General features: G+C 60.3%; 25 protein-coding genes and 1 other RNA gene. 16 read left to right on the top strand and 10 right to left on the bottom strand.

The window, feature by feature from the left end; translation table 11 throughout:
- Nucleotides 1–43 precede the first annotated feature (43 nt).
- From trxA to BUE92_RS21160, 5 genes are all read left to right on the top strand, one after another.
- Nucleotides 44–373, top strand: a complete 330-nt coding sequence (trxA, locus tag BUE92_RS21180) for a thioredoxin TrxA (RefSeq protein WP_034129019.1) — start codon at nucleotides 44–46, stop codon at nucleotides 371–373.
- 234 nt (nucleotides 374–607) lie between these two features.
- Nucleotides 608–1,867 carry a transcription termination factor Rho gene (rho, locus tag BUE92_RS21175; RefSeq protein WP_003176825.1) on the top strand — a complete coding sequence of 420 codons (1,260 nt, stop codon included), beginning with the start codon at nucleotides 608–610 and terminating at the stop codon, nucleotides 1,865–1,867.
- Nucleotides 1,868–2,023: 156 nt separating this feature from the next.
- Nucleotides 2,024–4,006 carry an acyltransferase family protein gene (locus BUE92_RS21170; protein ID WP_073526085.1) on the top strand — a complete coding sequence of 661 codons (1,983 nt, stop codon included), beginning with the start codon at nucleotides 2,024–2,026 and terminating at the stop codon, nucleotides 4,004–4,006.
- A 59-nt stretch (nucleotides 4,007–4,065) separates the two neighbouring features.
- Complete coding sequence (gene ubiD, locus BUE92_RS21165; protein WP_003195329.1) at nucleotides 4,066–5,532, top strand: 4-hydroxy-3-polyprenylbenzoate decarboxylase; 1,467 nt, start codon at nucleotides 4,066–4,068, stop codon at nucleotides 5,530–5,532.
- Nucleotides 5,532–6,500 (top strand): CDP-6-deoxy-delta-3,4-glucoseen reductase, encoded by a 969-nt coding sequence (locus BUE92_RS21160; protein WP_073526083.1) that lies wholly within the window; start codon nucleotides 5,532–5,534, stop codon nucleotides 6,498–6,500. Before ubiD ends, BUE92_RS21160 begins: the two co-directional genes overlap by 1 nt.
- 60 nt (nucleotides 6,501–6,560) lie before the next feature.
- On the opposite strand, the gene BUE92_RS21155 is transcribed toward BUE92_RS21160, so the two are convergent.
- Nucleotides 6,561–7,043, bottom strand: a complete 483-nt coding sequence (locus BUE92_RS21155) for a sn-glycerol-3-phosphate transporter (RefSeq protein ID WP_073526081.1) — start codon at nucleotides 7,041–7,043, stop codon at nucleotides 6,561–6,563.
- 250 nt (nucleotides 7,044–7,293) lie between these two features.
- Here BUE92_RS21155 and BUE92_RS21150 point away from each other — a divergent pair, with 250 nt between their 5' ends.
- Nucleotides 7,294–7,947, top strand: coding sequence for a gamma-glutamylcyclotransferase (locus BUE92_RS21150; RefSeq protein ID WP_073526079.1), 654 nt, complete (start codon nucleotides 7,294–7,296; stop codon nucleotides 7,945–7,947).
- Here BUE92_RS21150 and glpT read toward each other — a convergent pair.
- Together glpT and BUE92_RS21140 are read right to left on the bottom strand one after the other, a co-directional pair.
- Nucleotides 7,944–9,281 (bottom strand): glycerol-3-phosphate transporter, encoded by a 1,338-nt coding sequence (gene glpT / locus BUE92_RS21145; RefSeq protein ID WP_014720415.1) that lies wholly within the window; start codon nucleotides 9,279–9,281, stop codon nucleotides 7,944–7,946. The two genes, BUE92_RS21150 and glpT, sit on opposite strands and share 4 nt — an antisense overlap.
- A 292-nt stretch (nucleotides 9,282–9,573) precedes the next feature.
- Nucleotides 9,574–10,551: an NADPH:quinone oxidoreductase family protein gene (locus BUE92_RS21140; RefSeq protein WP_073526077.1), complete on the bottom strand. Its 978-nt coding sequence runs from the start codon at nucleotides 10,549–10,551 to the stop codon at nucleotides 9,574–9,576.
- Between the two features lie 150 nt (nucleotides 10,552–10,701).
- Here BUE92_RS21140 and BUE92_RS21135 point away from each other — a divergent pair, with 150 nt between their 5' ends.
- Nucleotides 10,702–11,109: a flagellar basal body-associated protein FliL gene (locus BUE92_RS21135; protein ID WP_014720413.1), complete on the top strand. Its 408-nt coding sequence runs from the start codon at nucleotides 10,702–10,704 to the stop codon at nucleotides 11,107–11,109.
- A 108-nt stretch (nucleotides 11,110–11,217) separates the two neighbouring features.
- On the opposite strand, the gene BUE92_RS21130 is transcribed toward BUE92_RS21135, so the two are convergent.
- Nucleotides 11,218–11,667, bottom strand: a complete 450-nt coding sequence (locus BUE92_RS21130; RefSeq protein ID WP_073526076.1) for an EVE domain-containing protein — start codon at nucleotides 11,665–11,667, stop codon at nucleotides 11,218–11,220.
- Between the two features lie 195 nt (nucleotides 11,668–11,862).
- Here BUE92_RS21130 and BUE92_RS28555 point away from each other — a divergent pair, with 195 nt between their 5' ends.
- Entirely contained in the window at nucleotides 11,863–12,012 is a 150-nt protein-coding gene (locus BUE92_RS28555) for a hypothetical protein (protein WP_178380731.1), read from the top strand.
- A gap of 12 nt (nucleotides 12,013–12,024) precedes the next feature.
- Here the strand turns inward: BUE92_RS28555 and BUE92_RS21125 are convergent, their stop codons facing one another.
- The 4 genes from BUE92_RS21125 to BUE92_RS21110 all read right to left on the bottom strand — a co-directional run bounded on the left by BUE92_RS21125 (nucleotide 12,025) and on the right by BUE92_RS21110 (nucleotide 13,444).
- Nucleotides 12,025–12,654 carry a 5-formyltetrahydrofolate cyclo-ligase gene (locus BUE92_RS21125; RefSeq protein ID WP_073526074.1) on the bottom strand — a complete coding sequence of 210 codons (630 nt, stop codon included), beginning with the start codon at nucleotides 12,652–12,654 and terminating at the stop codon, nucleotides 12,025–12,027.
- A 57-nt stretch (nucleotides 12,655–12,711) separates the two neighbouring features.
- Nucleotides 12,712–12,890: non-coding RNA, 6S RNA (gene ssrS, locus BUE92_RS21120), on the bottom strand.
- Nucleotides 12,891–12,920: 30 nt separating this feature from the next.
- Nucleotides 12,921–13,238 carry a cell division protein ZapA gene (locus BUE92_RS21115; protein WP_073526073.1) on the bottom strand — a complete coding sequence of 106 codons (318 nt, stop codon included), beginning with the start codon at nucleotides 13,236–13,238 and terminating at the stop codon, nucleotides 12,921–12,923.
- Entirely contained in the window at nucleotides 13,235–13,444 is a 210-nt protein-coding gene (locus BUE92_RS21110; protein ID WP_003177365.1) for a TIGR02449 family protein, read from the bottom strand. Before BUE92_RS21110 ends, BUE92_RS21115 begins: the two co-directional genes overlap by 4 nt.
- Before the next feature lie 138 nt (nucleotides 13,445–13,582).
- Here BUE92_RS21110 and BUE92_RS21105 point away from each other — a divergent pair, with 138 nt between their 5' ends.
- The 8 genes from BUE92_RS21105 (at nucleotide 13,583) to gcvH (ending at nucleotide 22,663) form a co-directional block, all read left to right on the top strand.
- Nucleotides 13,583–14,140 (top strand): YecA/YgfB family protein, encoded by a 558-nt coding sequence (locus tag BUE92_RS21105; RefSeq protein WP_073526071.1) that lies wholly within the window; start codon nucleotides 13,583–13,585, stop codon nucleotides 14,138–14,140.
- Between the two features lie 20 nt (nucleotides 14,141–14,160).
- Nucleotides 14,161–15,483 (top strand): Xaa-Pro aminopeptidase, encoded by a 1,323-nt coding sequence (gene pepP / locus BUE92_RS21100; RefSeq protein WP_073526069.1) that lies wholly within the window; start codon nucleotides 14,161–14,163, stop codon nucleotides 15,481–15,483.
- Nucleotides 15,480–16,667 (top strand): 2-octaprenyl-6-methoxyphenyl hydroxylase, encoded by a 1,188-nt coding sequence (gene ubiH, locus BUE92_RS21095; RefSeq protein ID WP_073526066.1) that lies wholly within the window; start codon nucleotides 15,480–15,482, stop codon nucleotides 16,665–16,667. The genes pepP and ubiH overlap by 4 nt, the downstream gene beginning before the upstream one ends.
- A gap of 61 nt (nucleotides 16,668–16,728) precedes the next feature.
- Nucleotides 16,729–17,946 carry a 2-octaprenyl-3-methyl-6-methoxy-1,4-benzoquinol hydroxylase gene (locus tag BUE92_RS21090; protein ID WP_178380741.1) on the top strand — a complete coding sequence of 406 codons (1,218 nt, stop codon included), beginning with the start codon at nucleotides 16,729–16,731 and terminating at the stop codon, nucleotides 17,944–17,946.
- Between the two features lie 218 nt (nucleotides 17,947–18,164).
- Complete coding sequence (locus BUE92_RS21085) at nucleotides 18,165–19,169, top strand: extracellular solute-binding protein (protein WP_073526063.1); 1,005 nt, start codon at nucleotides 18,165–18,167, stop codon at nucleotides 19,167–19,169.
- Between the two features lie 202 nt (nucleotides 19,170–19,371).
- Nucleotides 19,372–20,988, top strand: a complete 1,617-nt coding sequence (locus BUE92_RS21080; protein ID WP_073526062.1) for an ABC transporter permease — start codon at nucleotides 19,372–19,374, stop codon at nucleotides 20,986–20,988.
- Between the two features lie 156 nt (nucleotides 20,989–21,144).
- On the top strand, nucleotides 21,145–22,227 hold the full coding sequence (gene gcvT, locus BUE92_RS21075; protein WP_073526061.1) for a glycine cleavage system aminomethyltransferase GcvT: 1,083 nt from the start codon (nucleotides 21,145–21,147) through the stop codon (nucleotides 22,225–22,227).
- 52 nt (nucleotides 22,228–22,279) lie between these two features.
- Entirely contained in the window at nucleotides 22,280–22,663 is a 384-nt protein-coding gene (gene gcvH, locus BUE92_RS21070) for a glycine cleavage system protein GcvH (RefSeq protein WP_073526060.1), read from the top strand.
- 128 nt (nucleotides 22,664–22,791) lie between these two features.
- On the opposite strand, the gene BUE92_RS21065 is transcribed toward gcvH, so the two are convergent.
- Nucleotides 22,792–23,937, bottom strand: a complete 1,146-nt coding sequence (locus BUE92_RS21065; protein WP_073526059.1) for a DegT/DnrJ/EryC1/StrS family aminotransferase — start codon at nucleotides 23,935–23,937, stop codon at nucleotides 22,792–22,794.
- 164 nt (nucleotides 23,938–24,101) lie between these two features.
- A complete protein-coding gene (locus BUE92_RS21060; RefSeq protein WP_003176799.1) occupies nucleotides 24,102–24,416 on the bottom strand; it encodes a DUF2388 domain-containing protein in 315 nt (104 codons plus the stop codon).
- Nucleotides 24,417–24,459: the final 43 nt, after the last annotated feature.

Here is a 24,459-nt window from a genome sequence, read left to right as displayed (position 1 = left end):
TATGATGGGCAACGTTTTTTTTGCTTACAATCCGGAGACATCCATGAGCAACGATCTTATCAAGCACGTCACCGACGCGACCTTTGAGGCCGAAGTACTCAAGGCTGCCGGCCCGGTGCTGGTTGACTACTGGGCTGAATGGTGCGGCCCTTGCAAAATGATCGCTCCGGTCCTGGACGACATTGCAACCACCTACGAAGGCAAGCTGACCGTTGCCAAGCTGAACATCGACGACAACCAGGAAACTCCGGCCAAGCATGGCGTACGTGGTATTCCTACGCTGATGCTGTTCAAGAACGGCAATGTTGAAGCGACTAAAGTGGGCGCGCTGTCGAAGTCCCAGCTGCAAGCTTTCCTCGACGCGAACATCTAAGCGTCGTCAAAAAAGCCCCGCAAATAGCGGGGCTTTTTCGTAAAGCAGGGCTAGACGCTCCGAAATCCAGGTGGTACATTCGGCCCCGCAGTGGTTTCTCCACTGCCCCCTGCAAGCCGTCGCCGACGCATTCCTTTTCGATTAGTACGCGATCCTGTCGCCTTCTCTGCGGCGCGGCCTCATTAAGCCAAAAGCTTAATTTCCCCCCTCCATAAATGATTACGTCATTCCTATATGAATCTGACTGAACTCAAGCAAAAGCCGATTACCGACCTGCTCCAATTGGCCGAAGAAATGGGCATAGAAAATATGGCCCGTTCGCGCAAGCAGGACGTGATTTTCTCCCTGCTCAAGAAGCACGCGAAAAGCGGCGAGGAAATCTCCGGTGATGGCGTGCTGGAGATCCTCCAGGACGGCTTCGGCTTCCTCCGCTCTGCAGACGCGTCCTATCTCGCCGGCCCAGACGATATCTACGTCTCGCCGAGCCAGATCCGTCGCTTCAACTTGCGCACTGGTGACACCATCGTTGGCAAGATCCGTCCTCCGAAGGAAGGCGAGCGTTACTTCGCCCTGCTCAAGGTCGACACGATCAACTTCGACCGCCCAGAGAACGCGAAAAACAAGATTCTCTTCGAGAACCTGACCCCGCTGTTCCCGACCGTGCGCATGAAGATGGAAGCCGGTAACGGCTCCACCGAAGACTTGACCGGTCGTGTGATCGATCTCTGCGCTCCGATCGGCAAAGGCCAGCGTGGCCTGATCGTCGCACCGCCGAAAGCCGGCAAGACCATCATGCTGCAGAACATCGCCGCAAACATTGCACGTAACAACCCTGAAGTTCATCTGATCGTGCTGTTGATCGATGAGCGTCCGGAAGAAGTGACCGAAATGCAGCGCACCGTGCGCGGCGAAGTGGTTGCCTCGACGTTCGATGAGCCGCCAACCCGCCACGTGCAGGTTGCCGAAATGGTGATCGAAAAGGCCAAGCGCCTGGTCGAGCACAAGAAAGACGTGGTGATCCTGCTCGATTCCATCACGCGTCTGGCCCGTGCCTACAACACTGTGATCCCGAGCTCCGGCAAGGTACTGACCGGTGGTGTCGATGCCCACGCCCTGGAGAAACCGAAGCGTTTCTTCGGCGCTGCGCGGAACATCGAAGAAGGCGGCTCGCTGACCATTATCGCCACCGCGCTGGTTGAAACCGGCTCGAAGATGGACGAAGTGATCTACGAAGAGTTCAAGGGTACCGGCAACATGGAACTGCCTTTGGACCGCCGCATCGCAGAAAAGCGTGTGTTCCCGGCGATCAACATCAACCGCTCCGGCACCCGCCGTGAAGAGTTGCTGACCGCAGACGACGAACTGCAGCGTATGTGGATCTTGCGCAAGCTGCTGCACCCGATGGACGAAGTCGCTGCCATCGAGTTTCTGATCGACAAGCTGAAAACCACCAAGACCAACGACGAGTTCTTCCTGTCGATGAAACGCAAGTAATACAGCGTTTCAGGTCCAAAAAAATGGCGCCCTTAATGGGGCGCCATTTTTTTTGCGTCGAGATTCTGCGATTTTTGTGGCATAAGTATCCGTTAAGTAACAAAAATTGACGCGTGACTTCGCTCATCCCTTTCGTCGCAGACTGACCACATTCTTATGACCACCCTTGCTTACCGCAGAGACATCGATGGCCTGCGTGCCATTGCTGTCCTTGCAGTCGTGTTGTTCCACTTTGGTGTCCCAGGCATTACTGGCGGTTTTGTTGGCGTTGACGTCTTCTTCGTCATCTCGGGTTTCCTGATCACGTCAATTATCTGGCGTGAGCGTCAAGCTGGACGCTTCAGCTTCATCGACTTCTGGGCTCGTCGCGCCCGGCGTATCTTGCCGGCCCTCTTTGTGATGATCGCCGCGACACTGGCAGTGGGTTGGTTTCTGTTGGCGCCCAAGGACTATGAGGAGTTAGGGCGGTCTGCGCACTATCAGGTGACCTTTACGTCGAACCTGTTGTTCTCGCGCCAGCATGGCTACTTTGATGCCTCATCCGACATCAAGCCCTTGCTGCATACCTGGTCGCTCGCAGTAGAAGAGCAGTTCTATATTTTCTTCCCATTGCTGCTGACGTTGCTTTCCAGTCGGTTGAAGCACTGGCGCCTGGCATTGTTCGCGATACTGTTGGTGTCGTTTGGCATGAGCGTCTGGGCGGTTCAGCATGAGCCGCAGAAAGCCTTCTTCCTGTTGCACCTGCGGGCCTGGGAGCTACTGGCCGGTGCAATGCTGGCAGTGCAGCCCAAGCGTGAATGGCGCGCCTCGCCGGCCTTGGCCCAAGGGGTCAGCCTGGTTTCCTTGGCATTGATCCTCATCGCTGTGCTGGGCTACGACGCGAAAACGCCGTTCCCAGGTGCGACCGCGTTGTTGCCCGTGCTGGGGGTGGTCGGGTTGATCTGGGCCAACGGTCAGCAACAGACCTGGGTCGCTCGCCTGTTGGGCACACGGATCATGGTGGGTATCGGGCTGATCTCTTATTCCTGGTACCTCTGGCACTGGCCGGTGTTCGTGTATGCCAACTATGCCGCGGTGGATGGCTTGAGCACGCTGGAGCTGGCGGGGCTTATGCTGCTTTCGCTGGTGCTGGGCTACCTGTCCTGGCGCTTCGTGGAAACGCCGTTCCGGGAAAAACGTTTGCTGGCTTCGCGTAAGGCGATTCTGGCGTCAGCCTTGGTCGGCATTCTGGGGCTTGGTTTCACTGGGCTGACGATCCGTGAGTTCGACGGCGTGCCTTCGCGCTTGTCCGAACAGGCGTTGCGCTTTGCCCAGGCCAAGAAGTGGAGCCCTGACCTGCTGGCGTGCATGGCCGACAAAGATACGCCCGATGAACGCTTGTTCTGCCATTTCGGCCCGAAAGGCCAATCTGTTTCAGCGCTGGTATGGGGTGACAGTCACGCCACCGCGCTGATACCCGCACTCAAAGAGGGTGCTGATCGCCACGATATCAGCCTGGTCGAAGCCAGTTTTGCCGGCTGTATTCCCCTCGATGGCCTGGAAAATATTGCCCGCTGCGCGCATTTCAATCGTCGCGTCGAGAAGGCCATGTCCGAGCAGACTTTCAGCGATGTGGTGTTGGCCGCCCGCTGGAGCCTGTACGTGTACGGGCAAATGTCCGGTGACAAGGAGCATGCGCTCAAAGACCCGGGCACCGGCCAGTATGTGCGTGCCGTCGCCGAGCAACGCTTTGCCCAGGGCCTGCGCGAGCGCATCCAGGGCTTGCGCGCTGCCGGGCACAAGGTCTGGCTGGTCAAGGAAGTGCCGCTGCAGGAAATCATCGTGCCTTACCGTCTCAGCCGCCTGGCCATGATGAACCGCCCCGTGGACGGTGAGGGGCTCGCCGTGGCCGAGCATGTAAAGCGCCAGGCCTTTATCACGCACTTGTTTGATGAGTTGGCGGCGGCCGACAGCGGTGTCGCGGTGCTGGACCCTGCGCCTTTGCTGTGTGGCACCGACGGTGTATGCCGGGTCGAACTCGATGGCCGAGCGCTGTATACCGACGATAACCACCTTTCAGACGTCGGCGCGCGACACATCGAAGCCTTCCTGGAGCCGTTGTTCAGTTCGTTGCAATCACGCGGATTGACGGCCAATTAAGCTGCCAGCCGCCCTCAGAGCAGGTAGGATGTACGCCTATTTTACGGGTGGCATGGTTAATGAAATTCAAGGATCTTCGGGATTTCGTGCAGCAACTTGAGCAGCGCGGAGAGTTGAAACGTATCCAGATGCCGATTTCTCCGGTGCTGGAAATGACTGAGATTTGCGACCGCACCTTGCGCAACAAGGGCCCGGCGCTGTTGTTCGAAAACCCGACCGGCTTTGATATCCCGGTGCTGGGCAACCTGTTCGGCACTCCCGAGCGCGTGGCCTTTGGCATGGGCGCCGAGTCCGTCAGCGAACTGCGCGAGATCGGCAAGCTGCTGGCCTTTCTCAAGGAGCCCGAGCCGCCCAAGGGCTTGAAGGACGCTTGGTCCAAGCTGCCGATCTTCCGCAAGATCATTGCCATGGCCCCCAAGGTGGTCAAGGACGCGGTGTGCCAGGAAGTGGTCATTGAAGGCGATGATGTCGACCTGGCCATGCTTCCGGTGCAAACCTGCTGGCCCGGCGACGTCGGCCCGCTGATCACCTGGGGCCTGACCGTCACCAAAGGCCCGAACAAGGACCGCCAGAACCTCGGTATCTACCGTCAGCAAGTCATTGGCCGTAACAAAGTGATCATGCGCTGGCTGAGTCACCGTGGCGGCGCCCTCGACTTCCGTGAGTGGTGCGAGAAGCATCCCGGCAAGCCGTTCCCGGTATCCGTGGCCCTGGGTGCTGACCCGGCGACCATCCTCGGCGCGGTCACGCCCGTACCTGACAGCCTCTCCGAATACGCCTTCGCCGGTTTGTTGCGCGGTAATCGCACGGAGTTGGTGAAGTGCCGCGGTAATGACCTGCAAGTGCCGGCCACCGCCGAAATCATTCTTGAAGGCGTGATTCACCCAGGTGAAATGGCCGATGAAGGCCCGTATGGCGACCACACCGGTTACTACAACGAAGTCGACAGCTTCCCGGTGTTCACCGTCGAGCGCATCACCCATCGGGTCAAGCCGATCTACCACAGTACCTACACGGGCCGTCCGCCCGATGAACCGGCCATCCTCGGCGTGGCGCTCAACGAAGTGTTCGTGCCGATCCTGCAAAAGCAATTCCCGGAAATCACCGACTTCTACCTGCCGCCCGAGGGCTGTTCTTACCGCATGGCCATCGTGACCATGAAGAAGTCGTATCCGGGGCATGCCAAGCGGGTAATGCTCGGCGTATGGTCGTTTTTGCGACAGTTCATGTACACCAAGTTCGTTATCGTCACTGACGACGACATCAATGCCCGGGACTGGAACGACGTGATCTGGGCCATCACTACGCGCATGGACCCCAAGCGCGATACGGTGATGATCGACAACACGCCTATCGACTACCTCGACTTCGCGTCGCCGGTATCGGGCCTTGGCTCAAAGATGGGCCTGGATGCCACGCACAAATGGCCGGGCGAAACCACGCGTGAGTGGGGCCGGGTGATCGTCAAGGATGAAGCCGTCACTGCGCGGGTCGATGCGATCTGGAAAGAATTGGGAATAGATTGATGCGTGTAACCCTGCAACCTTCCGGTGCTGTGCTGGAGCTGGCTCCTGGCGAGCGAATCCTCGAAGGCGCACGCCGCCTGGGCTATGAGTGCCCCCAAGCCTGTCGCAATGGTGTGTGCCATGTCTGTGCGGCGTTGCTGGTGGAGGGCCGCGTACAGCAAGCCGGGGAGGTGCGCGATCATGGTGAGTTCTACACCTGTATCGCCGAGCCACTGGAGGACTGTGTGGTGTTGTGGGATGGCGTTCTGGCGCCGGGAGAGCTGCCGTTGCGCAAATTGTCGTGCCAATTGATCGAGTGTCTGGAAGTGGGTGGCGATGTGTGGCGTGTGCGCCTGCGCGCCCCGGCTGGCAAGGCGGTGCGCTACCACGCCGGGCAATACTTGATGCTCGAGCGGGAGAACGGCGAGAAATCAGCGTTTTCCCTGGCCTCTGCACCCCATGCCGGGCGTGAGCTGGAGCTGCACGTGCTGGTCCGCGAGGACAGTGCACGCAACCTTATCGAACAATTGCAGCGCAACCAGATGGCCCGGGTGGAACTGCCGTTCGGTGACACCCATCTGGCCGAGTTGCCGGACGGGCCGCTGGTATTGATGGCCGCCGGTACTGGTATGGCGCAGATGCACAGTCTGATCGAGCACTGCCGGGCTTCGGGCTTCAAGCACCCCGTGCACCTGTACTGGGGCGTACGGCGCCCGGAAGATTTCTACCAGATCGAGCACTGGGATCAGTGGCAGCAACTGCCCAATCTGTTCCTGCACAAAGTGGTCAGCGACCTGTGTGGTTGGGAAGGGCGCTGCGGTTTGCTGCATGAGGTGGTGTGCGAAGACATTGCCGACCTCAATAGCGTGCACGTCTACGCCAGCGGTTCGCCGGCGATGATCTACGGCACCCTGGACGCACTGGTCAACGCCGGCATGGATGCGCACCGGATGCGCGCCGACGTCTTCGCCTATGCCCCAAGACCCTGAAACCTTACGCTGAATAATGTGGGAGCAGGCAAGCCAGCTCCCACAGGGGACGGTGTCGTGTCAGAAGCGTAAGCCAGTCGTCACCATCGCCGCGTTGAACCCCAGCAGCACCAACTCCGCCGCCACTGGCCCGTAATGAGCGCCCACCGACGGAATGATCACCGGCGCCACGCCGAATCGGTTCAACGGAATCTTGTCGCGGTAATCGCCGCGATAACCCTGGAGCAGCCCGCCGGTCAATTTTGCATACACCGGATAGTCGGCCATGTCATAGCGCTTGCCCGCATAGGCGTAGTACGAGCGCTGGCGAAACGAGTTGCGAAAAGTCACCCCGCCATACAACAGGCCCGACGCCTCGTTGCGTTCCAGGCCGATCAAGTCCTGCTTGTTGTTGTGCTCAGGGTCGGGTGCGAAGTGCCGGGTGTAGACGCTGGTCTGGGCGTACCAGAAGCCTTTGTCGTCGTTGGCGGGTGGGGTTTCGCTCGCCAGCGCGGTGGTGGCTTGGGCCAGGAACAACAGCCCAGGCAATCGAAATTTTTTCATGGGGCGACCTCGATAGTCGATGTGATGAACGGCTAAGTGGGTCGTTATGTGCGCGCTAGTTTGACGGCATGGCGCCCGCCCAGGCTGAACCGGGGCTGACAGTAATTGGATTAACCGTCCAGATCCTGACGAGTGGCGGCATTGATTAATGCCCAGTGGTACTTTTTCGCCGTACGGTTACAGCGCTGCGTTTTATTACGGTAAAGTCGCTCACAACTGGTAACACTCAGGAGGCGCACCGCATTTCGCCATGACCGCCATTGAAACCGATCTTCTGCAATTGGCTTACCCTCCGCGCCTCGATCTTGGGCCGCAACTCACACACGAACAGTTAATGAGCTCGATGCAAGCCACCATGGCGCGGCATAAGGGCGGGCCGGTGTGGCTATTTGCTTATGGTTCGCTGATCTGGCGTCCTGAATGTTCATCCACCGAGCGCGTACGGGCGCGGGTCCACGGTTATCACCGGGGCTTGTACCTGTGGTCCCATGAGCATCGGGGTACGCCGGAGTTGCCTGGGTTGGTGTTCGGGCTGGATCGTGGTGGTTCCTGCAGCGGATTCGCCTACCGTTTGCCGGAAGATCAGCTGGAGGCTTCGCTTTACGCCCTGTGGCAGCGCGAAATGCCTTACCCCTCTTACCGGCCGCACTGGCTCAGCTGCCGATTGGAAGATGGCAGCACCGTGCAGGCGTTGGGGTTTGTGTTGGAACGGCATTTGCCCAGCTATGCTGGCAACTTGCCCGATATCGTGCTTAATCATGTACTGCAAAGCGCTTGCGGGCGTTACGGTACCACTCGCGATTATGTCGAGCAGACCGTGAACGCCCTGCGTAGCCACGCCATGCCAGATAAAAACCTGGAGGCGCGGCTCAAGCGTTGTGCCAAGGGCCGCCCGGGCGATTAACGCGCCGAGCTGACACTGTTGGTGTGCCACAGCGTAGGGATGAGGAACGCGATCGCCAGCACACAGGCGCTGATCAGCAGTACGAACCCACCGTCCCAGCCGAAATGGTCGACCGTGTAGCCCATGGCCGCACTTGCCGCTACCGAACCGCCCAGGTAACCGAACAAACCGGTGAAGCCCGCTGCGGTGCCGGCGGCCTTCTTCGGAGCCAGTTCCAGTGCCTGCAGGCCGATCAGCATCACCGGGCCGTAGATCAGGAAGCCGATGGAGAACAGCGCAATCATGTCGATCATCGGGTTGCCCGGCGGGTTGAGCCAGTAAACCAGGGTTGCCACTGTCACCAGGGCCATGAACACGATACCGGTCAGGCCGCGGTTGCCACGGAAGATCTTGTCCGACATCCAGCCGCACAGCAGCGTGCCGGGGATACCTGCCCACTCGTAGAAGAAATACGCCCAGGACGACTTATCGACCGTGAAGTGCTTGGCTTCTTTCAAATAGGTCGGTGCCCAGTCCAGTACGCCGTAGCGCAGCAGATAGACAAACACGTTGGCGAAGGCGATGTACCAGAGCATTTTGTTGCGCAGCACGTACTTGACGAAGATTTCCTTGGCGCTGAACTCGTCTTCGTGGCTGGCATCGTAGCCTTCCGGGTAATCGTTCTTGTACTGCTCGATAGGCGGCAGGCCCACCGATTGCGGGGTGTCGCGCATGGTGATGAAGGCAAACGCCGCCACCGCCAGGGCCACGGTGGCCGGCACATAGAACGCCGCATGCCAGTCGTTGAACCACGCCATGCCCAGCAGGAACAGCGGGCCGATCAAGCCACCGCCGACGTTATGCGCCACGTTCCACACGGACACCACGCCGCCGCGTTCTTTCTGCGACCACCAGTGCACCATGGTCCGCCCACTTGGCGGCCAACCCATGCCCTGGGCCCAGCCGTTGATGAACAGCAAAATGAACATCATGGTCACGCTGGACGTTGCCCAAGGTGCGAAACCGAAAATGAACATCACCCCCGCCGAAACCAGCAAGCCGAAGGGCAGGAAGTAGCGTGGGTTGGAGCGGTCGGACACCAGGCCCATCAGGAATTTGGACAAGCCGTAGGCAATCGCGATCGCCGACATCGCCAGGCCCAGCTCACCGCGGGTGTAACCCTCGTCGATCAGGTAGGGCATGGCCAGGGAGAAGTTTTTACGCAGCAGGTAGTAACCGGCGTAACCAAAGAAAATACCCGCGAAGATCTGCCAGCGCAGCCGTCGGTAGGTACTGTCTATTTTTTCTTCAGGCAGGGGCGCCTGGTGTGCGGCAGGACGAAAGAAAGCAAACATTCAAGAGCTCCAAATTTCTTGTTTTGACTGCGGATGCGAATGTTACAGTTTCGTTACCGAAAATAGCATCGCCTCTTATCCGCAAACACAGGAAACGCGAGCAATTGCATGTTCTTTTACGAACATGTCGCTAATAGATAAGTTGTGGTCGTAACGAATTTTTCAGAGCCAACACAGATCAACTGTGGGAGCTGGCTTGCCTGCGATGGCGGTAGGTCAGACACCACATCTGCACCTGTCAGACCGCTATCGCAGGCAAGCCAGCTCCCACACTGAGCGCATTTCAAATCTGTCAGCGCGTTTGGACGACGACCTTGCCGACCGCCTTGCGCTGCCCCAGATCATTGATCGCCTGTGCTGCCTGTTCCAGCGGATACACTTGCGACACCAGTGGCTTGAGCTTGCCCTCGCCATACCAGGTGAACAATTGCTGGAAATTCGCTGCATTGTCCTGTGGCTGACGCTGGGCAAACGAGCCCCAGAACACCCCGACCACCGCCGCGCCCTTGAGTAATGCCAGGTTTACCGGCAGTTCAGGAATACGCCCGCTGGCGAACCCCACCACCAGCAGCCGACCATTCCAGGCGATCGAACGAATGGCCTGGTCAAACAGGTCGCCACCCACCGGGTCGTAGATAACATCGGCGCCATTGCCATCGGTCAGGCGCTTGACCTCATCCTTGAGGCTGGCTTCGCTGTAGTTGATCAACTCATTGGCGCCGGCCGCCTTGGCCACTGCGAGCTTGTCGGCGCTGCTGGCGGCGGCAATCACCCGGGCGCCCATGGCCTTGCCGATCTCCACGGCGGCCAGGCCCACGCCGCCGGACGCACCAAGCACCAGCAAGGTCTCGCCGGGTTGCAGGTTGGCGCGTTGTTTCAGCGCGTGCATGGAGGTGCCGTAGGTCATGCTGAAGGCGGCGGCGGTGTTGAAGTCCATGCTCGGCGGGATCGGCAGCACGTTATAGCCGGGCACCGCGACCTGTTCGGCGAAGCTGCCCCAGCCGGTCAACGCCATCACACGGTCACCGACTTTCAGGTGGCTGACTTTCTCACCCACCTCGCTGACCACGCCTGCCGCTTCGCCACCGGGTGAGAACGGAAAGGGCGGCTTGAACTGGTATTTGCCTTCGATGATCAGCGTATCCGGGAAATTCACCCCGGCCGCATGCACGTCCAACAGGACTTCATTCTTCTTGATCGCCGGGCTGGCGATCTCTTCCAGCACCAGGGTTTCGGCGGGGCCGAAGGCTTTGCACAGCACAGCTTTCATCGGACTATTCCTTTTGGCGTCGTGGCCGATAAGTGTAGGAGGGTACGCCCGTGGGTCAACGAGCATGCCCACGCCTGATAAGCCCCCATAAGCTTGTGCTCAGCCTTGCTAGCGTTATGCTACCCGGCAACCGAATTCGAGGAATGAACTGTGAAAGCGTGGATCTTGTTGATGCTGGCCCTGACCTTGCCGATGGCAGCCCAGGCCGAAGAGGCCAAAGAGGGCGAGGCGCCGAAGGTCAGCTATATCAGCCTGAGCCCGCCGTTCGTGGGCAATTACGGTCTGGATGGCACCGCCAAGCTCAAGGTCTACAAGGCCGACATTGCCCTGCGCGTGACCGGTGATGAGGCGGCGAAGTTGGTCAAGGCCAACGATCCGTTGATTCGCAACCAACTGGTGGCGCTGTTTACCCAGCAGACCAACGAGACCATGAGCAGTGTGGAAGGCAAGGAAAAGCTGCGCCAAGAGGCGTTGAAGCAAACGCAGCAAGTGATGAACGATGAAACCGGCAAACCGGTGGTGGAAGACCTGCTGTTCAACAACCTGATCATCCAGTAGGAGCGAGCTTGCTCGCGAAAAACGTCAACGATAACGCGTGCTTCCTGAATACACGCGGTGCCTGTGAGTTTTCGCGAGCAAGCTCGCTCTTACAAAAGCCAGTGTCAATTAAAGCAACTGAAGGACCGCTGCCCACTGCTCCGGTGTGACCGCCATGACCGAAAGCCGGCTGCCCTTTTGCACCAGCGGCATTTCGGTGAGCGCAGTTTGCTGCTTTAGATAGCCCAGGCCCAGCACCTTGGGGAAGGTTTGCACATGGGCGACATCGATCGCGCTCCACGGGTTTTTGTCCGGGGTGGCCTTGGCGTCGAAATAGTGGCTTTCTGGCTCCAGCGCGGTGGGGTCCGGATAAGCGGCCTGGATGATTTTGCCGATACCGGCAATACCGGGCTCCGGGCAACTGGAGTGGTAGAAGAAAAATTCATCGCCCACCGCCATGGCACGCAGAAAGTTGCGCGCCTGATAGTTGCGCACCCCGTCCCAGCGCGCTTCGCCGAGCTTTTCCAGGCTGTTGATGGAGAGTTCGTCGGGCTCGGATTTCATCAGCCAGTAGGCCATTGTTGGGCTCCTGAAAAAGGCGTTGGGCAAGTTGTCGGGCAATTGCATGACAAACCGACAGTCGGTTGACGTCAAGGTTTGCGTGTTGGTTCACGTTACCGCAGAATGCGCGCTTTTAAGCTTGACGCAGCTGCAACGGACTACTTTGGAACGTTGTTGTCATCGTGTACGAGGTGCCTGAAAGGGGGGCAATCGATGCAACGTAAGCCGGATTTACTATGGATTTTGGTTATTTTGTTTGGTCTGGGCGTCGTGACCACCGGTTACGCCCAGAGCCTGTGGTCGAACAAGACCGAGGCTCCCGTTGAACTGGCTCAGCAGCAGCTACAACCGTTCAAGCGTTAACTCAAGCACCCACTAAGGCGCCGCTGTTTCTAGCGGCGTTTCTGCGACATACCACTGCTTATCGGTCACCGTCCCGGCCAACGGCACATCCCAGCTTGCTTGCGCCAGGCGTTCGACTTTCTGGCATTCATGGGCCAGCCCCAGCAGCGTTGGCTTGCGCCAGCTCTGGCGGCGGGCAAGATAGGCCAGGCTGCGATCATAGAACCCGCCGCCCATGCCCAGGCGCCCACCTACATCGTCGAACCCCACCAGCGGCAACAACACCAGGTCCAGCGCCCAGACCTGGCGCTGACGATGGGCATTGACCCGTGGTTCAAGGATACGAAAGCGGTTGGGCAGCAACTTATCCCCAGGGCGTACGCGCTGAAACACCATCTTGGTGCGCGGCCAGGCGCTGAGCACCGGCAGGTAAGTGGCCTTGCCGCGACGCTGGGCCGCACGCAGCAGCAGGCGCGGATCGATTTCACCGTCCGTGGGCAGATATAAAGAGATATGTTTGGCCCGGCGAAACAGCGGGTGCTGTGCCAGTTGTCGGTACAGACCCTGAGCGGCCTGGCGCTGCTCGCTTGGCGTGAGGGCGCGGCGGGACTTGCGCAACATGCGTCGAAGTTGCGGACGAGATAACGGCGCAGGTTCGGTCATGATTTTCGGCTCATAAAACAATGCCAGTCCGGGGACTGGCATTGAGTTTGGGAATTCAGGCTCCCCGACAGAGCCGCTGTCGACTTAGCCCTTGAACCCGAAAGTTCAAGGTGGAAGAAGCAGTAGGCTTTAAGGCTTTCCGTCTAGCGGACATGCACACCAGCCCAACGTGCAACTTCCAGGGTAGTGCGAATCGGCTCAGGGACATCGCCGACTGGCAAACACGCCAGGGAGTGGGGCGAGTATACCTTAAACCCGCTCGGCAATCAGCCCTTGGGTGTGTCTGAATCGGTGGAAAGCACCGAGTCCACGCGATCCAGCAGGTCACGCACCTGATCGCGCGTCGAGCCACTGGCCTGTACGTCAGGGCGCTCCTGCTTATGCAGCAGGTCGTGGGTGATATTCAGCGCGGCCATCACCGCGATGCGGTCGGCGCCGATCACTTTGCCGCTGCTGCGGATTTCGCGCATCTTGCCGTCCAGGTAGCGGGCAGCGCTCACCAGGTTGCTGCGTTCTTCCTGGGGGCAGATGATCGAATATTCTTTGTCGAGGATCTGCACGGTAACGCTATTGCTTGAACTCATGAGTCTTGCTCCAGGGCCTTCAGGCGCGAAATCATCGATTCGACCTTACGCCGGGCGATTTCGTTTTTTTCAATGAGGTGAGCGCGTTCCTCGCGCCAGGTCTTTTCCTGAGCTAATAGGAGTCCGTTTTGACTCTTAAGTTGCTCGACCCGATCAATTAGCAGTTCGAGTCTGGCCATCAGCGCTTGCAGGTCGGTGTCTTCCATTGGGTTCCACTGGATTTGTCTGATGAATGGCAACTGCAGGATAAACGATCTGACGCCCTCGATAGTCTTGGTGCGTCTGCCGGTGCTAGGATACAGCGCTCCATTCTAGACATTGCGCCGTCTGGCGCCTAGCTCACCATGCCCATTCAGAATTCCCCGTACGACGCTTTTTCCAAACTGCTGAGCACCAGCGGTCACCCATGCTCGCCTGCCGAACTGCACGGCGTGCTGTTGGGCCGCAGTTGCACCGGCGTGGGCTTTGATGCCGACAACTGGCTGGCTGATGTAGCCGAGCTGCTGGAAACCGAACCCAACGAAAACGTGCGCAACGCGTTGATTGGCCTGCAAGAAATGGTCAAGGGCGAGCTGACCGGTGACGACGTCACCGTGGTCCTGCTGCTGCCGACCGATGACGCGCCGCTCACCGAACGCGCTGCCGCCCTGGGCCAGTGGTGCCAGGGTTTCCTCCACGGTTTCGGCGTTAACGCCGGCGGCCTGGAGCTGAGCACCGACGCCAAGGAAGTGCTGCAGGACCTGGCGGCCATCTCCCAGGTGCAAGACGCCCTGGAAGAGTCCGAGGACGGCGAAGGCGACTATATGGAAGTCATGGAATACCTGCGCGTCGCGCCGCTGCTGCTGTTCACCGAGACCCGCAAGTCCGCTGAGCCCGCCGCTCCCAAGCCGTCGCTGCACTGAGAAAGGAAGCCCGTCTGCCCATGATCCACATCCCCAAAGCGGAATACACCCGGCGCCGCAAGGCGCTCATGGCGCAGATGGAACCCAACAGCATCGCGATCCTGCCGGCCGCCGCCGTGGCCATCCGCAACCGCGATGTCGAGCATGTTTACCGCCAGGACAGCGATTTCCAGTACCTGAGCGGTTTCCCCGAGCCTGAAGCTGTGATCGTGCTGATGCCCGGTCGCCAGCACGGCGAGTACGTGCTGTTCTGCCGCGAACGCAATGCCGAGCGCGAATTGTGGGACGGCCTGCGTGCGGGCACCGAGGGCGCGATTCGCGACTTTGGCGCTGACGACGCATTTCCCATTACCGATATTGACGACATCCTGCCCGGCCTGATCGAAGGCCGCGACCGTGTGTATTCAGCCATGGGCAGCAATGCCGAGTTCGACCGGCATGTGATGGAGTGGATCAACGTGATCCGCTCCAAGGCGCACCTGGGCGCCCAGCCGCCGAACGAATTCGTTGCCCTGGATCATTTGCTCCACGATATGCGCCTGTATAAATCGGCGGCAGAAGTGAGGGTGATGCGCGAGGCGGCGCGAATTTCCTGTGCGGCCCATGTGCGGGCGATGCAGGCCAGCCGTGCCGGCCTGCATGAGTTCAGCCTGGAGGCCGAACTGGATTACGAGTTTCGCAAGGGCGGTGCGAAAATGCCGGCCTATGGCTCCATCGTCGCCGCCGGGCGCAACAGCTGCATCCTGCATTACCAGCAGAATGACGCAGTGCTCAAGGACGGCGACCTGGTGCTGATCGACGCCGGGTGTGAGATCGATTGCTACGCCAGTGACATCACTCGTACCTGGCCGGTCAACGGCACGTTTTCGCCCGAGCAAAAGGCGATCTACGAGATTGTGCTGGCCTCCCAGGAAGCCGCCTTCAAGCAGATCGCGCCGAACAAACATTGGAACCAGGCCCACGAGGCGACCGTGCAGGTCATCACCGCCGGCCTGGTGAAGCTGGGGTTGTTGCAAGGTGACGTTGACGAGCTGATCGCCAGCGAAGCCTACCGCGGCTTCTACATGCACCGTGCCGGCCACTGGCTAGGCATGGATGTGCATGATGTGGGCGAGTACAAAGTGGGCGGTGAATGGCGCGTGTTGGAAGTGGGCATGGCCTTGACCGTGGAACCGGGCATCTATATTTCCCCGGACAACCAGAACGTGGCAAAAAAATGGCGTGGCATTGGCGTGCGCATCGAGGACGACGTGGTAGTGACCAAGCAAGGCTGTGAAATCCTGACCGGCGGCGTGCCCAAGACCGTTGCCGAGATCGAAGCGTTGATGGCGGCTGCCCGATGAGCCGGGTCAACCTGGCGATTATCGGCGGTGGCCTGGTGGGCGCCAGCCTGGCCCTGGCATTGCAAGCGGGGGCCAAGGCGCGGGGTTGGAAGATCGTGCTGATCGAACCCTTTGCACCGGGCGACAGCTACCAGCCGAGCTACGATGCGCGCTCTTCCGCGCTGTCGTTTGGCGCGCGCCAGATTTACCAGCGGCTGGGCCTGTGGCAAGCCATTTCCCGACGTGCAGAGCCGATCAAGCAGATCCATGTGTCGGACCGTGGGCGTTTCTCCACCGCGCGCTTGTCCGCGATGGAGGAGGGCGTGCCGGCCCTGGGTTATGTGGTGGAAAACGCCTGGCTCGGCCAATGCTTGTGGCAAGGCTTGGACAAGGATGTGGTGAGCTGGCGCTGCCCGGCGGAAGTCACGCGCATGGAGCCGCTGCCCGATGGCTATCGCCTGACCCTCAACGATGAAACCGTGCTGGAATGCGACCTCGCGGTACTGGCCGATGGCGGCCGTTCCGGCTTGCGTGAGCAACTGGGCATTGGCGTGAAAACCCGGCCCTACAACCAGAGCGCGCTGATCGCCAACATCACCCCGAGCGAAGCCCACAATGGAGAGGCGTTCGAGCGCTTTACCGATGAAGGCCCCATGGCCTTGCTGCCGTTGCCGGACAACCGTTGCGCGCTGGTCTGGACGCGCATCGGCATGGACGCCCAGCGCCTGGCCAGCCTCGACGAGCGTAGCTTCCTGAGCGAACTGCAGGGTGTATTCGGGTATCGCCTGGGTACCCTCAAGCAAGTAGGCGCCCGCCACCTGTACCCGTTGACCCTGGTGGAAGCCGAAGAGCAAGTGCGCTCGCACCTGGCTGTTCTCGGCAATGCCGCCCACAGCCTGCATCCGATTGCCGGGCAGGGGTTCAACCTGTCCCTGCGCGATGCCAATGCCTTGGCCGAAGCCCTGTTGGCCGGCCCGGCAGTGCCAGGTGACCTGGCGACCTTGCAAGGCTATCGTGACCGTCAGCGCCTGGACCAACAACTGACCGTAGGCTTCTCCGATCAGGTCACGCGCCTGTTTGGTAGCGGCCAGCCATTAATGGCGCTGGGCCGTAACCTGGGCCTGCTCGGCCTGGATCTGTTGCCGCCGGCTAAACGCTGGTTCGCCCGCCAGGCCATGGGGCTGGGCACGCGCTCCGATGTTTGAACCGGCCCATCATTTTATTTGCGGCCTGTGCCGCACACGAGACAAGGCTTAAAGCATGGACATGCGCGCAGATGTGCTGATTGTCGGGGCCGGAATGGTCGGAAGCGCCCTGGCGCTGGCGTTGCAGGGCAGTGGCCTGCAAGTGCTGCTGCTCGACGGTAGCCCGTTGAGCGTCAAGCCCTTTGAGCCGGCCGCAGCGTTTGAGCCGCGGGTGAGCGCGTTGTCAGCGGCCAGCCAGCGCATTCTTGAGCGCCTCGGCGTCTGGGAGGGCATCGCTTCGCGTCGCGTCAGCCCCTACGGCGAAATGCAGGTATGGGACGGTAGCGGCACCGGCCAGATCCACTTCTCGGCGGCCAGTGTGCATGCCGAGGTGCTTGGGCATATCGTCGAGAACCGCGTGGTGCAGGATGCCTTGCTCGATCGCCTGCATGACTGCGACCTCGGCCTGCTGGCCAATGCGCGCCTGGAGCAGATGCGCCGCTCTGGCGACGACTGGTTGCTGACCCTGGCCGACGGCCGCAAGCTGCGCGCGCCGCTGGTGGTGGCCGCCGACGGTGCCAACTCCGCTGTACGCCGCCTGACCGGTACAGCCACCCGCGAATGGGATTACCTGCATAACGCCATCGTCACCAGCGTGCGAAGCGGCCAGCCGCACCAGCGCACCGCGTGGCAACGCTTTACCGACACCGGCCCGTTGGCGTTCCTGCCGCTGGTGCGCGATGGGCAGGAAGACTGGTGTTCGATTGTCTGGTCGACCACGCCCGCTGAATCCGAGCGCTTGATGGCGCTGGATGATGAGAGCTTTTGCCGGGAACTGGAACGTGCCTTCGAGGGGCGCTTGGGCACCGTGATCAGTGCCGACCCGCGTGTGTGCGTACCGTTGCGCCAGCGCCATGCCAAACGCTATGTCGCCGAAGGCCTGGCGTTGATCGGCGACGCCGCCCACGTCATCCACCCGTTGGCGGGGCAGGGCGTCAACCTGGGCTTCCTCGACGCGGCCGTGCTGGCCGAAGTGCTGTTGGCGGCGACCGAGCGCGGCGAGCGCCTGGCGGATGTGAAAGTGCTGAGCCGTTACGAGCGGCGCCGCATGCCCCACAACCTGGCGCTGATGGCGGCGATGGAAGGCTTTGAGCGCTTGTTCCAGGCCGACCAACTGCCACTACGCTGGTTGCGTAACGCGGGTTTGAAAATCGTCGATCAGATACCCGAAGCCAAGGCAGTATTTGTGCGACAGGCGCTGGGATTGACTGGTGATCTCCCCGAACTCGCCAAACCCTGAACTGAAATGCGTCCGTTCGGGCTTGTGTGGGAGCGGGCTTGCTCGCGAAAGCGGCGTGTCAGTGATAGAACTATCGACTGACCCACTGCATTCGCGAGCAAGCCCGCTCCCACAAAGGCGAATGAAGCACCTGCAACATCTGGTAACGCCTCCATCAAGCGTTACCAAATGTGAGTCCCTATCATTTGCCTTCCATTTGCAAATGAGAGACCGCACCCATGTTGGCACCCAAGCGCCTCCTGACTGCCCTGGCACTCACCCTGATCGGCAGCACCACCGTGCAGGCGGCCGACGAAGTCGTGGTCTACTCCTCGCGTATCGACGAGCTGATCAAGCCCGTATTCGACGCCTACACCAAAAAGACCGGCGTGCAGGTCAAGTTCATCACCGACAAGGAAGCCCCGTTGATGCAGCGCATCAAGGCCGAGGGCGAGAACGCCACCGCCGACCTGCTGCTGACCGTTGACGCCGGCAACCTCTGGCAGGCCGAACAGATGGGTATCCTGCAACCCTTCACCTCCCCTGTCATCGACAAGAACATTCCTCTGCAATATCGCTCATCGGCCCACGCCTGGACCGGTTTGAGCCTGCGTGCGCGGACGATCGCCTATTCCACCGACCGGGTAAAACCGGGCGACCTGACCACCTACGAAGCCCTGGCCGACAAGCAGTGGGAAGGCCGCCTGTGCCTGCGCACGGCGAAAAAAGTCTACAACCAGTCGCTGACCGCCACGTTGATCGAAACCCATGGCGCGGCCAAGACCGAAAAAATCATCAAGGGCTGGGTGAATAACCTGTCCACTGACGTGTTCTCCGATGACATCGCCGTGCTGGAGGCCATCAACGCCGGGCAGTGCGACGTGGGTATCGTCAATACCTATTACTACGGTCGCCTGCACAAGCAGAAGCCAGAGCTGGCGGTGAAGTTGTTCTGGCCGAACCAGGGCGACCGCGGCGTGCATGTGAACCTCTCCGGCATCGGCCTGACCAAGCACGCACCGCACCCGGAAGCGGCCAAGGCGCTGGTGGAGTGGATGACCACGCCTGAGGCACAGCAGATCTTCGCCGACGTCAACCAGGAATTCCCGGCCAACCCAGCGGTATCGCCATCGGCGGAAGTGGCGACCTGGGGCAAGTTCGTGGCCGATACTTTGCCAGTGGAAGTGGCAGGCAAGCGCCAGGCCGAGGCGATTCGCCTTATGGATCGCGCTGGCTGGAACTGAGTACAATTTGTAGGAGGCAAGCCCTAACGCCTGTAGGAGCGAGCTTGCTCTCGAAAAACGTCAACGATAACGCGTGCTTCCTGAGTAAACGCGGCGTCTGTGAGTTTTTCGCGAGCAAGCTCGCTCCTACAGCCGTTAGTGTTTGCCCCCTCCCACAGTTTTTTGCCTGCCTTTAGATAGCCTGTTTACAGAGAGTTTGCTCTTGGCCCACCCCGCCCAACGTCGCTGGTACCTGCCGGTTTTCAGCGTCGCCGCCCTGGTGCTGTTGCCGCTGAGCGTGCTGCTGCTGTCCTGGCAAAGCATTGACCCACAGATCTGGTCGCACCTCTGGGACACTCAGATGCCCCGCTTGTTGGGCAACACCTTGACCCTGGTGCTCGGTGTCGGCCTGGGCGTGACGCTGCTGGGCGTCAGCCTGGCCTGGTTGACCAGCCTGTGCGAGTTCCCCGGGCGGCGCTGGCTCGATTGGGCACTGATGTTGCCCTTTGCAATCCCTGCCTATGTGCTGGCCTTCGTGTTTGTGGGCCTGCTGGATTTTGCCGGCCCGGTGCAAACCCTGCTGCGCGAGTGGTTTGGCACCGGGCTGCGTTTGCCACGGGTGCGCTCCACCAGCGGCGTGGTCATCGTGTTGGTGCTGGTTTTCTACCCCTATGTCTACTTGTTGGCGCGCAGCGCGTTCCTGGCCCAGGGCAAAGGCTTGATGGAAGCGGCGCGGGTGCTGGGGCAATCGCCATGGCAAGCGTTCTGGCGTGTGGCATTGCCGATGGCGCGGCCAGCGATTGGTGCCGGTGTAGCCTTGGCGTTGATGGAGACGCTGGCGGATTTTGGCGCGGTCTCGGTGTTCAATTTCGATACCTTCACCACCGCTATCTATAAAACCTGGTACGGCTTTTTCAGCCTCTCCAGCGCCGCGCAGCTGGCCAGCCTGTTGCTGCTGGTAGTGATGCTGGTGCTGTATGGCGAGCGACGTGCACGCGGGGCCAGCCGACCGAGCAATGAGCGCCCACGGGGCAAGGCGTTGTACCACCTGCGCGGGTTCAAAGCCGTGGCGGCCAGTGCGTGGTGCAGCCTGGTCTTCTCTTGTGCGTTCGTGATTCCGATGCTGCAACTGGTGGCCTGGTTCTGGCAGCGTGGCCGCTTCGACCTGGATGAACGTTACACCGGGCTGATCGTCCATACCCTCTACCTGGGCGGGATCGCAGCCCTGATCACGGTCAGCGTGGCGCTGATACTGGCCTTTGCCAATCGTCTGGCGCCGACCCGGGCGATTCGCTCCGGTATCAGCCTGGCCAATGTCGGTTATGCCTTGCCAGGCTCGGTGCTGGCGGTGTCGATCATGCTGGCGTTCAGCTACTTGGACCGCGAGCTGGTGATACCGCTTTCTGGTTGGTTGGGCGGGGCGGGCAAGCCTTTGCTGCTGGGCAGCCTGTCGGCACTGGTGCTGGCGTACCTGGTGCGGTTTCTGGCAGTGGCCTATGGGCCGCTGGAAAGCAGCCTGGCGCGAATCCGTCCGTCATTGCCCGAAGCGGCACGTAGCCTTGGGGTGAGCGGCCCACGACTGTTTTGCAAAGTGTATCTGCCGTTGTTGCTGCCTGGCACGTTGAGCGCAGCGCTGCTGGTGTTCGTGGATGTGCTCAAGGAAATGCCCGCCACCTTGCTGATGCGCCCGTTTGGCTGGGACACCCTGGCGGTCCGGATCTTTGAAATGACCAGTGAAGGCGAATGGGCACGAGCGTCTTTGCCGGCGCTGACCCTTGTGCTGGTCGGCCTGTTGCCGGTCATCGGGCTGATTCGTCGCTCTGCCCGGCAAATCGGTTAGGTGCCAGTCCTACGGCTTGAGGCTACAATGCGCGGCATTCGGTGCGCTCCGTCTTTCGGATCGACCTGCTGTATGTGGCTGGGGGCCTTGTAATACAAGGTGTTCGGTGCAAGTGGCAGCTCTGCGCGCCTTCGCCAAGCCCGGAAGGAGAAACCCATGGGACAGCGTACGCCTCTGTATGACCTGCATCTCGCCCTCGGCGCGAAAATGGTCGATTTTGGCGGTTGGGATATGCCTTTGCATTATGGCTCGCAAGTTGAAGAGCACCACCAGGTGCGACGCGACTGCGGGGTCTTCGATGTATCTCATATGACCGTGATCGATGTCACCGGCCCCCAGGCCAAGGAATGGCTCCAGTACCTGCTGGCCAATGATGTCGACCGACTGCACGGCTGTGGCCGTGCGTTGTACAGCGCCATGCTCAACGAGCAGGGCGGGGTGGTGGACGACATGATCGTCTACCGCACCGAAACCGGTTACCGCCTGGTGGTCAACGCCGCCACCCGCGACCAGGACATGGCCTGGATGCAGGCGCAACTGGGCACCTACTCAGTACAACTGCATGAGCGGTCAGAGTTGGCCATGCTCGCCATCCAAGGCCCCCACGCCCGGCAGAAAATCGCCGAACTGGTGACCCAGTCCCGTGGCACCCTGATCCATCAGCTCAAGCCGTTCGAAGGCCGAGCCGACGGCGACTGGTTTATCGCCCGCACCGGCTATACCGGCGAAGACGGCCTCGAAATCGTGCTGCCGGCCGATCAGGCACCGGGCTTTTTCAACGACCTGGTGGGTGCCGGCATTTCCCCCATCGGTCTCGGTGCGCGCGACACCTTGCGCCTTGAGGCCGGCATGAACCTGTATGGCCAGGATATTCACCAGGCCGTCTCGCCCCTGGCGGCCAACATGGCCTGGAGCATCGCCTGGGACCCTGTCGAGCGTAACTTCATTGGCCGCGCTGCGCTGGAAGCAGAAAAAGCAGCCGGCGTGCAGTTCAAGCTGGTGGGGCTCGTCCTTGAAGAGCGTGGGGTGCTGCGTGCTCACCAGGTGGTTCGTATCGCCAATGTTGGCGAAGGAGAGATCACCAGTGGTAGTTTCTCGCCTACGCTAAGCAAATCCATTGCGCTGGCGCGCGTGCCGACGGCGACTGCCGACCGGGCCGAAGTGGAAATCCGCGGCAAGTGGTATCCGGTTCGAGTGGTCAAGCCGACCTTCGTGCGTCATGGCAAAACCCTGATCTAACCAATTCCGGCAGGCCAATGGCCGCTGACATTTCATCTTGAGGACACAGACTATGAGCAATATCCCTGCCGAACTGCGTTTTGCCGAAAGTCACGAATGGGCCCGTCTGGAAGCTGACGGTACCGTGACCGTCGGGATCTCCGACCATGCACAGGAAGCTTTGGGTGATGTGGTGTTTGTTGAGTTGGCGGAAGTGGGTGCCAATTTTGAAGCGCAAGGCCAGGCGGGTGTGGTTGAGTCGGTGAAAGCAGCCTCGGATATCTACTCGCCGGTTGCCGGCGAAGTGATTGCTGTCAACGAAGAGCTGAGTGGCAGCCCTGAGCTGCTGAACTCTGACCCGTACGGCGCGTGGATCTTCAAGCTCAAGCCAAGCGACAAGGCCGAGCTGGACAAGCTGCTGGATGCCGCCGGCTACAAAGCCGCCATCGGCGAATAAACGCCTGCCCCAATACAGGCGCGGGCTAATGTGGGAGCGGGCTTGCTCGCGAATGCGGAGTGTCAGTCAATACATCAATGACTGAACCACCGCATTCGCGAGCAAGCCCGCTCCCACACTGTACTGCATCAACCTTGAGTGTTCAGTACGGTTTTAACCGCCGCTACAGCCCGCTCCACATCCGCCTCTGTCATCGCTGTGAACATCGGCAACGACACGATCAAACGCCCAACACGCTCCGCCACCGGGAACATGCCTTCCTTGAAACCCTGTGCCCGATACAGGCTCAGCAGATGAATCGGGGGGTAGTGATAGCCGATACCCACGCCGTGGGCCTGCATCTGTTCCATGAATGTCGCACGGGCCGGCAGGCCATCCTGGCGTTCCGGCAACACCAGTTGGAACAGGTGCCAGTTGCTGTTTTCGAAGTCGGCCGGCGGCAGTTGCGCGCCGTACTGAGCTTCGAAATCGCTGCCCAAGCATTTGAAGTAGTGCCGTGCCAGGTTCTGACGATGTGCGGTGATCTTCTCGATGTGCGCAAATTGCCCCAGGCCGATGGCGGCGGCAATGTCGGTCATGTTGAACTTGCCACCCAGCACATCCACATCCAGGCCATCGAAGCCGCTGCGGGTGACGCCTTGCAGTCGGTACTTCTCTGCCAGACGGGCCTCCTCGGCATTGTTCAACACCAGGCAGCCGCCTTCGGACGACGTGATGTTCTTGTTCGCCTGGAAGCTGAAGGACACGAAGTCGCCGGTTGCGCCGATGCGTTCTCCATCCCAGCTGGAACCCAGGGCCTGGGCGGCATCTTCGACAATGCGCAGGTTGTACTTGTTGGCCAGCGCGTAGAGCATCGGCATATCCAGGGGCAAGCCGGCCAGGTAGACCGGGATGATCGCCCTGGTGCGCGGGGTAATGGCAGCTTCTACCTGGGCCAGGTCGATATTGCGCGTCACCGGGTCGATGTCGGCAAAGACGGGAGTGGCGCCGACTTCGAGAATCACGTTGGCCGTGGCAACCCAGGAGATTGGGGTGGTGATGACTTCATCCCCTGGCCCGATCCCGGCGATGCGCAAGGCGATCTCCATGGTGCAGGTGCCCGAGTTGAAGGTGCGCACCGGACGGCCGCCAAAATAGTCCGAGAGCTGTGCTTCGAACGCCTGCACCTTTGGTCCGCTGGTGATCCAGCCGGAACGCAGAACATCGCCGACCGCCGAAATGGTGGCTTCATCAATGGTCGGTTTGGAAAACGGCAGGAAGGGCTGTTGGCTCATGACGAAGAAGGCATCCGTTTCGGGTAGGCGATGAAAAGTAGGCGTGTCAGTAGGGCATGGTTGCACGGTGAGACTGAATATAGCCTGTCATCCATGAACGATTCGTCATGCAGCAGGCAAAAAAATGCCGCTTGAGAAAGCGGCATTTTTTATGAAGGCAGTTGTTACTCGGTTACAGCATTCTTCGCCAGGATGGCGTTAGCCAGTTCCATGTCCGTGGCTTGGAGGCCAGGGTTATCGGCGCGGACCTTCTGCATGGCCGCTTCCAGATACGGGCCGCGAATGCCGCCGTCGCTGGCGACGAAGCTGCCCGCGTCGTCCTGGGCGGCGACCACCAGCTTGTGGTCCTTGAACGTCAGGTAAGTCGAGCCAGTGGTGGCGCCCGACGAGATGACATTACGCCAGAAGCTATCGGCCATGGCTGAGCCGACAGGTAGGGAAAGCACAGCGAGGGTTGCGACAGCATATTTGAGACGCATGATGGGTGACTCCGGTGGGTTATCTGTACGTTTTGATTGTAGT

Origin of the sequence: Pseudomonas fluorescens (genome assembly GCF_001902145.1) — a bacterium.
Taxonomy (GTDB): Bacteria; Pseudomonadota; Gammaproteobacteria; order Pseudomonadales; family Pseudomonadaceae; genus Aquipseudomonas; species Aquipseudomonas fluorescens_BV.
This window is presented reverse-complemented; position numbering and strand designations above follow the sequence as displayed.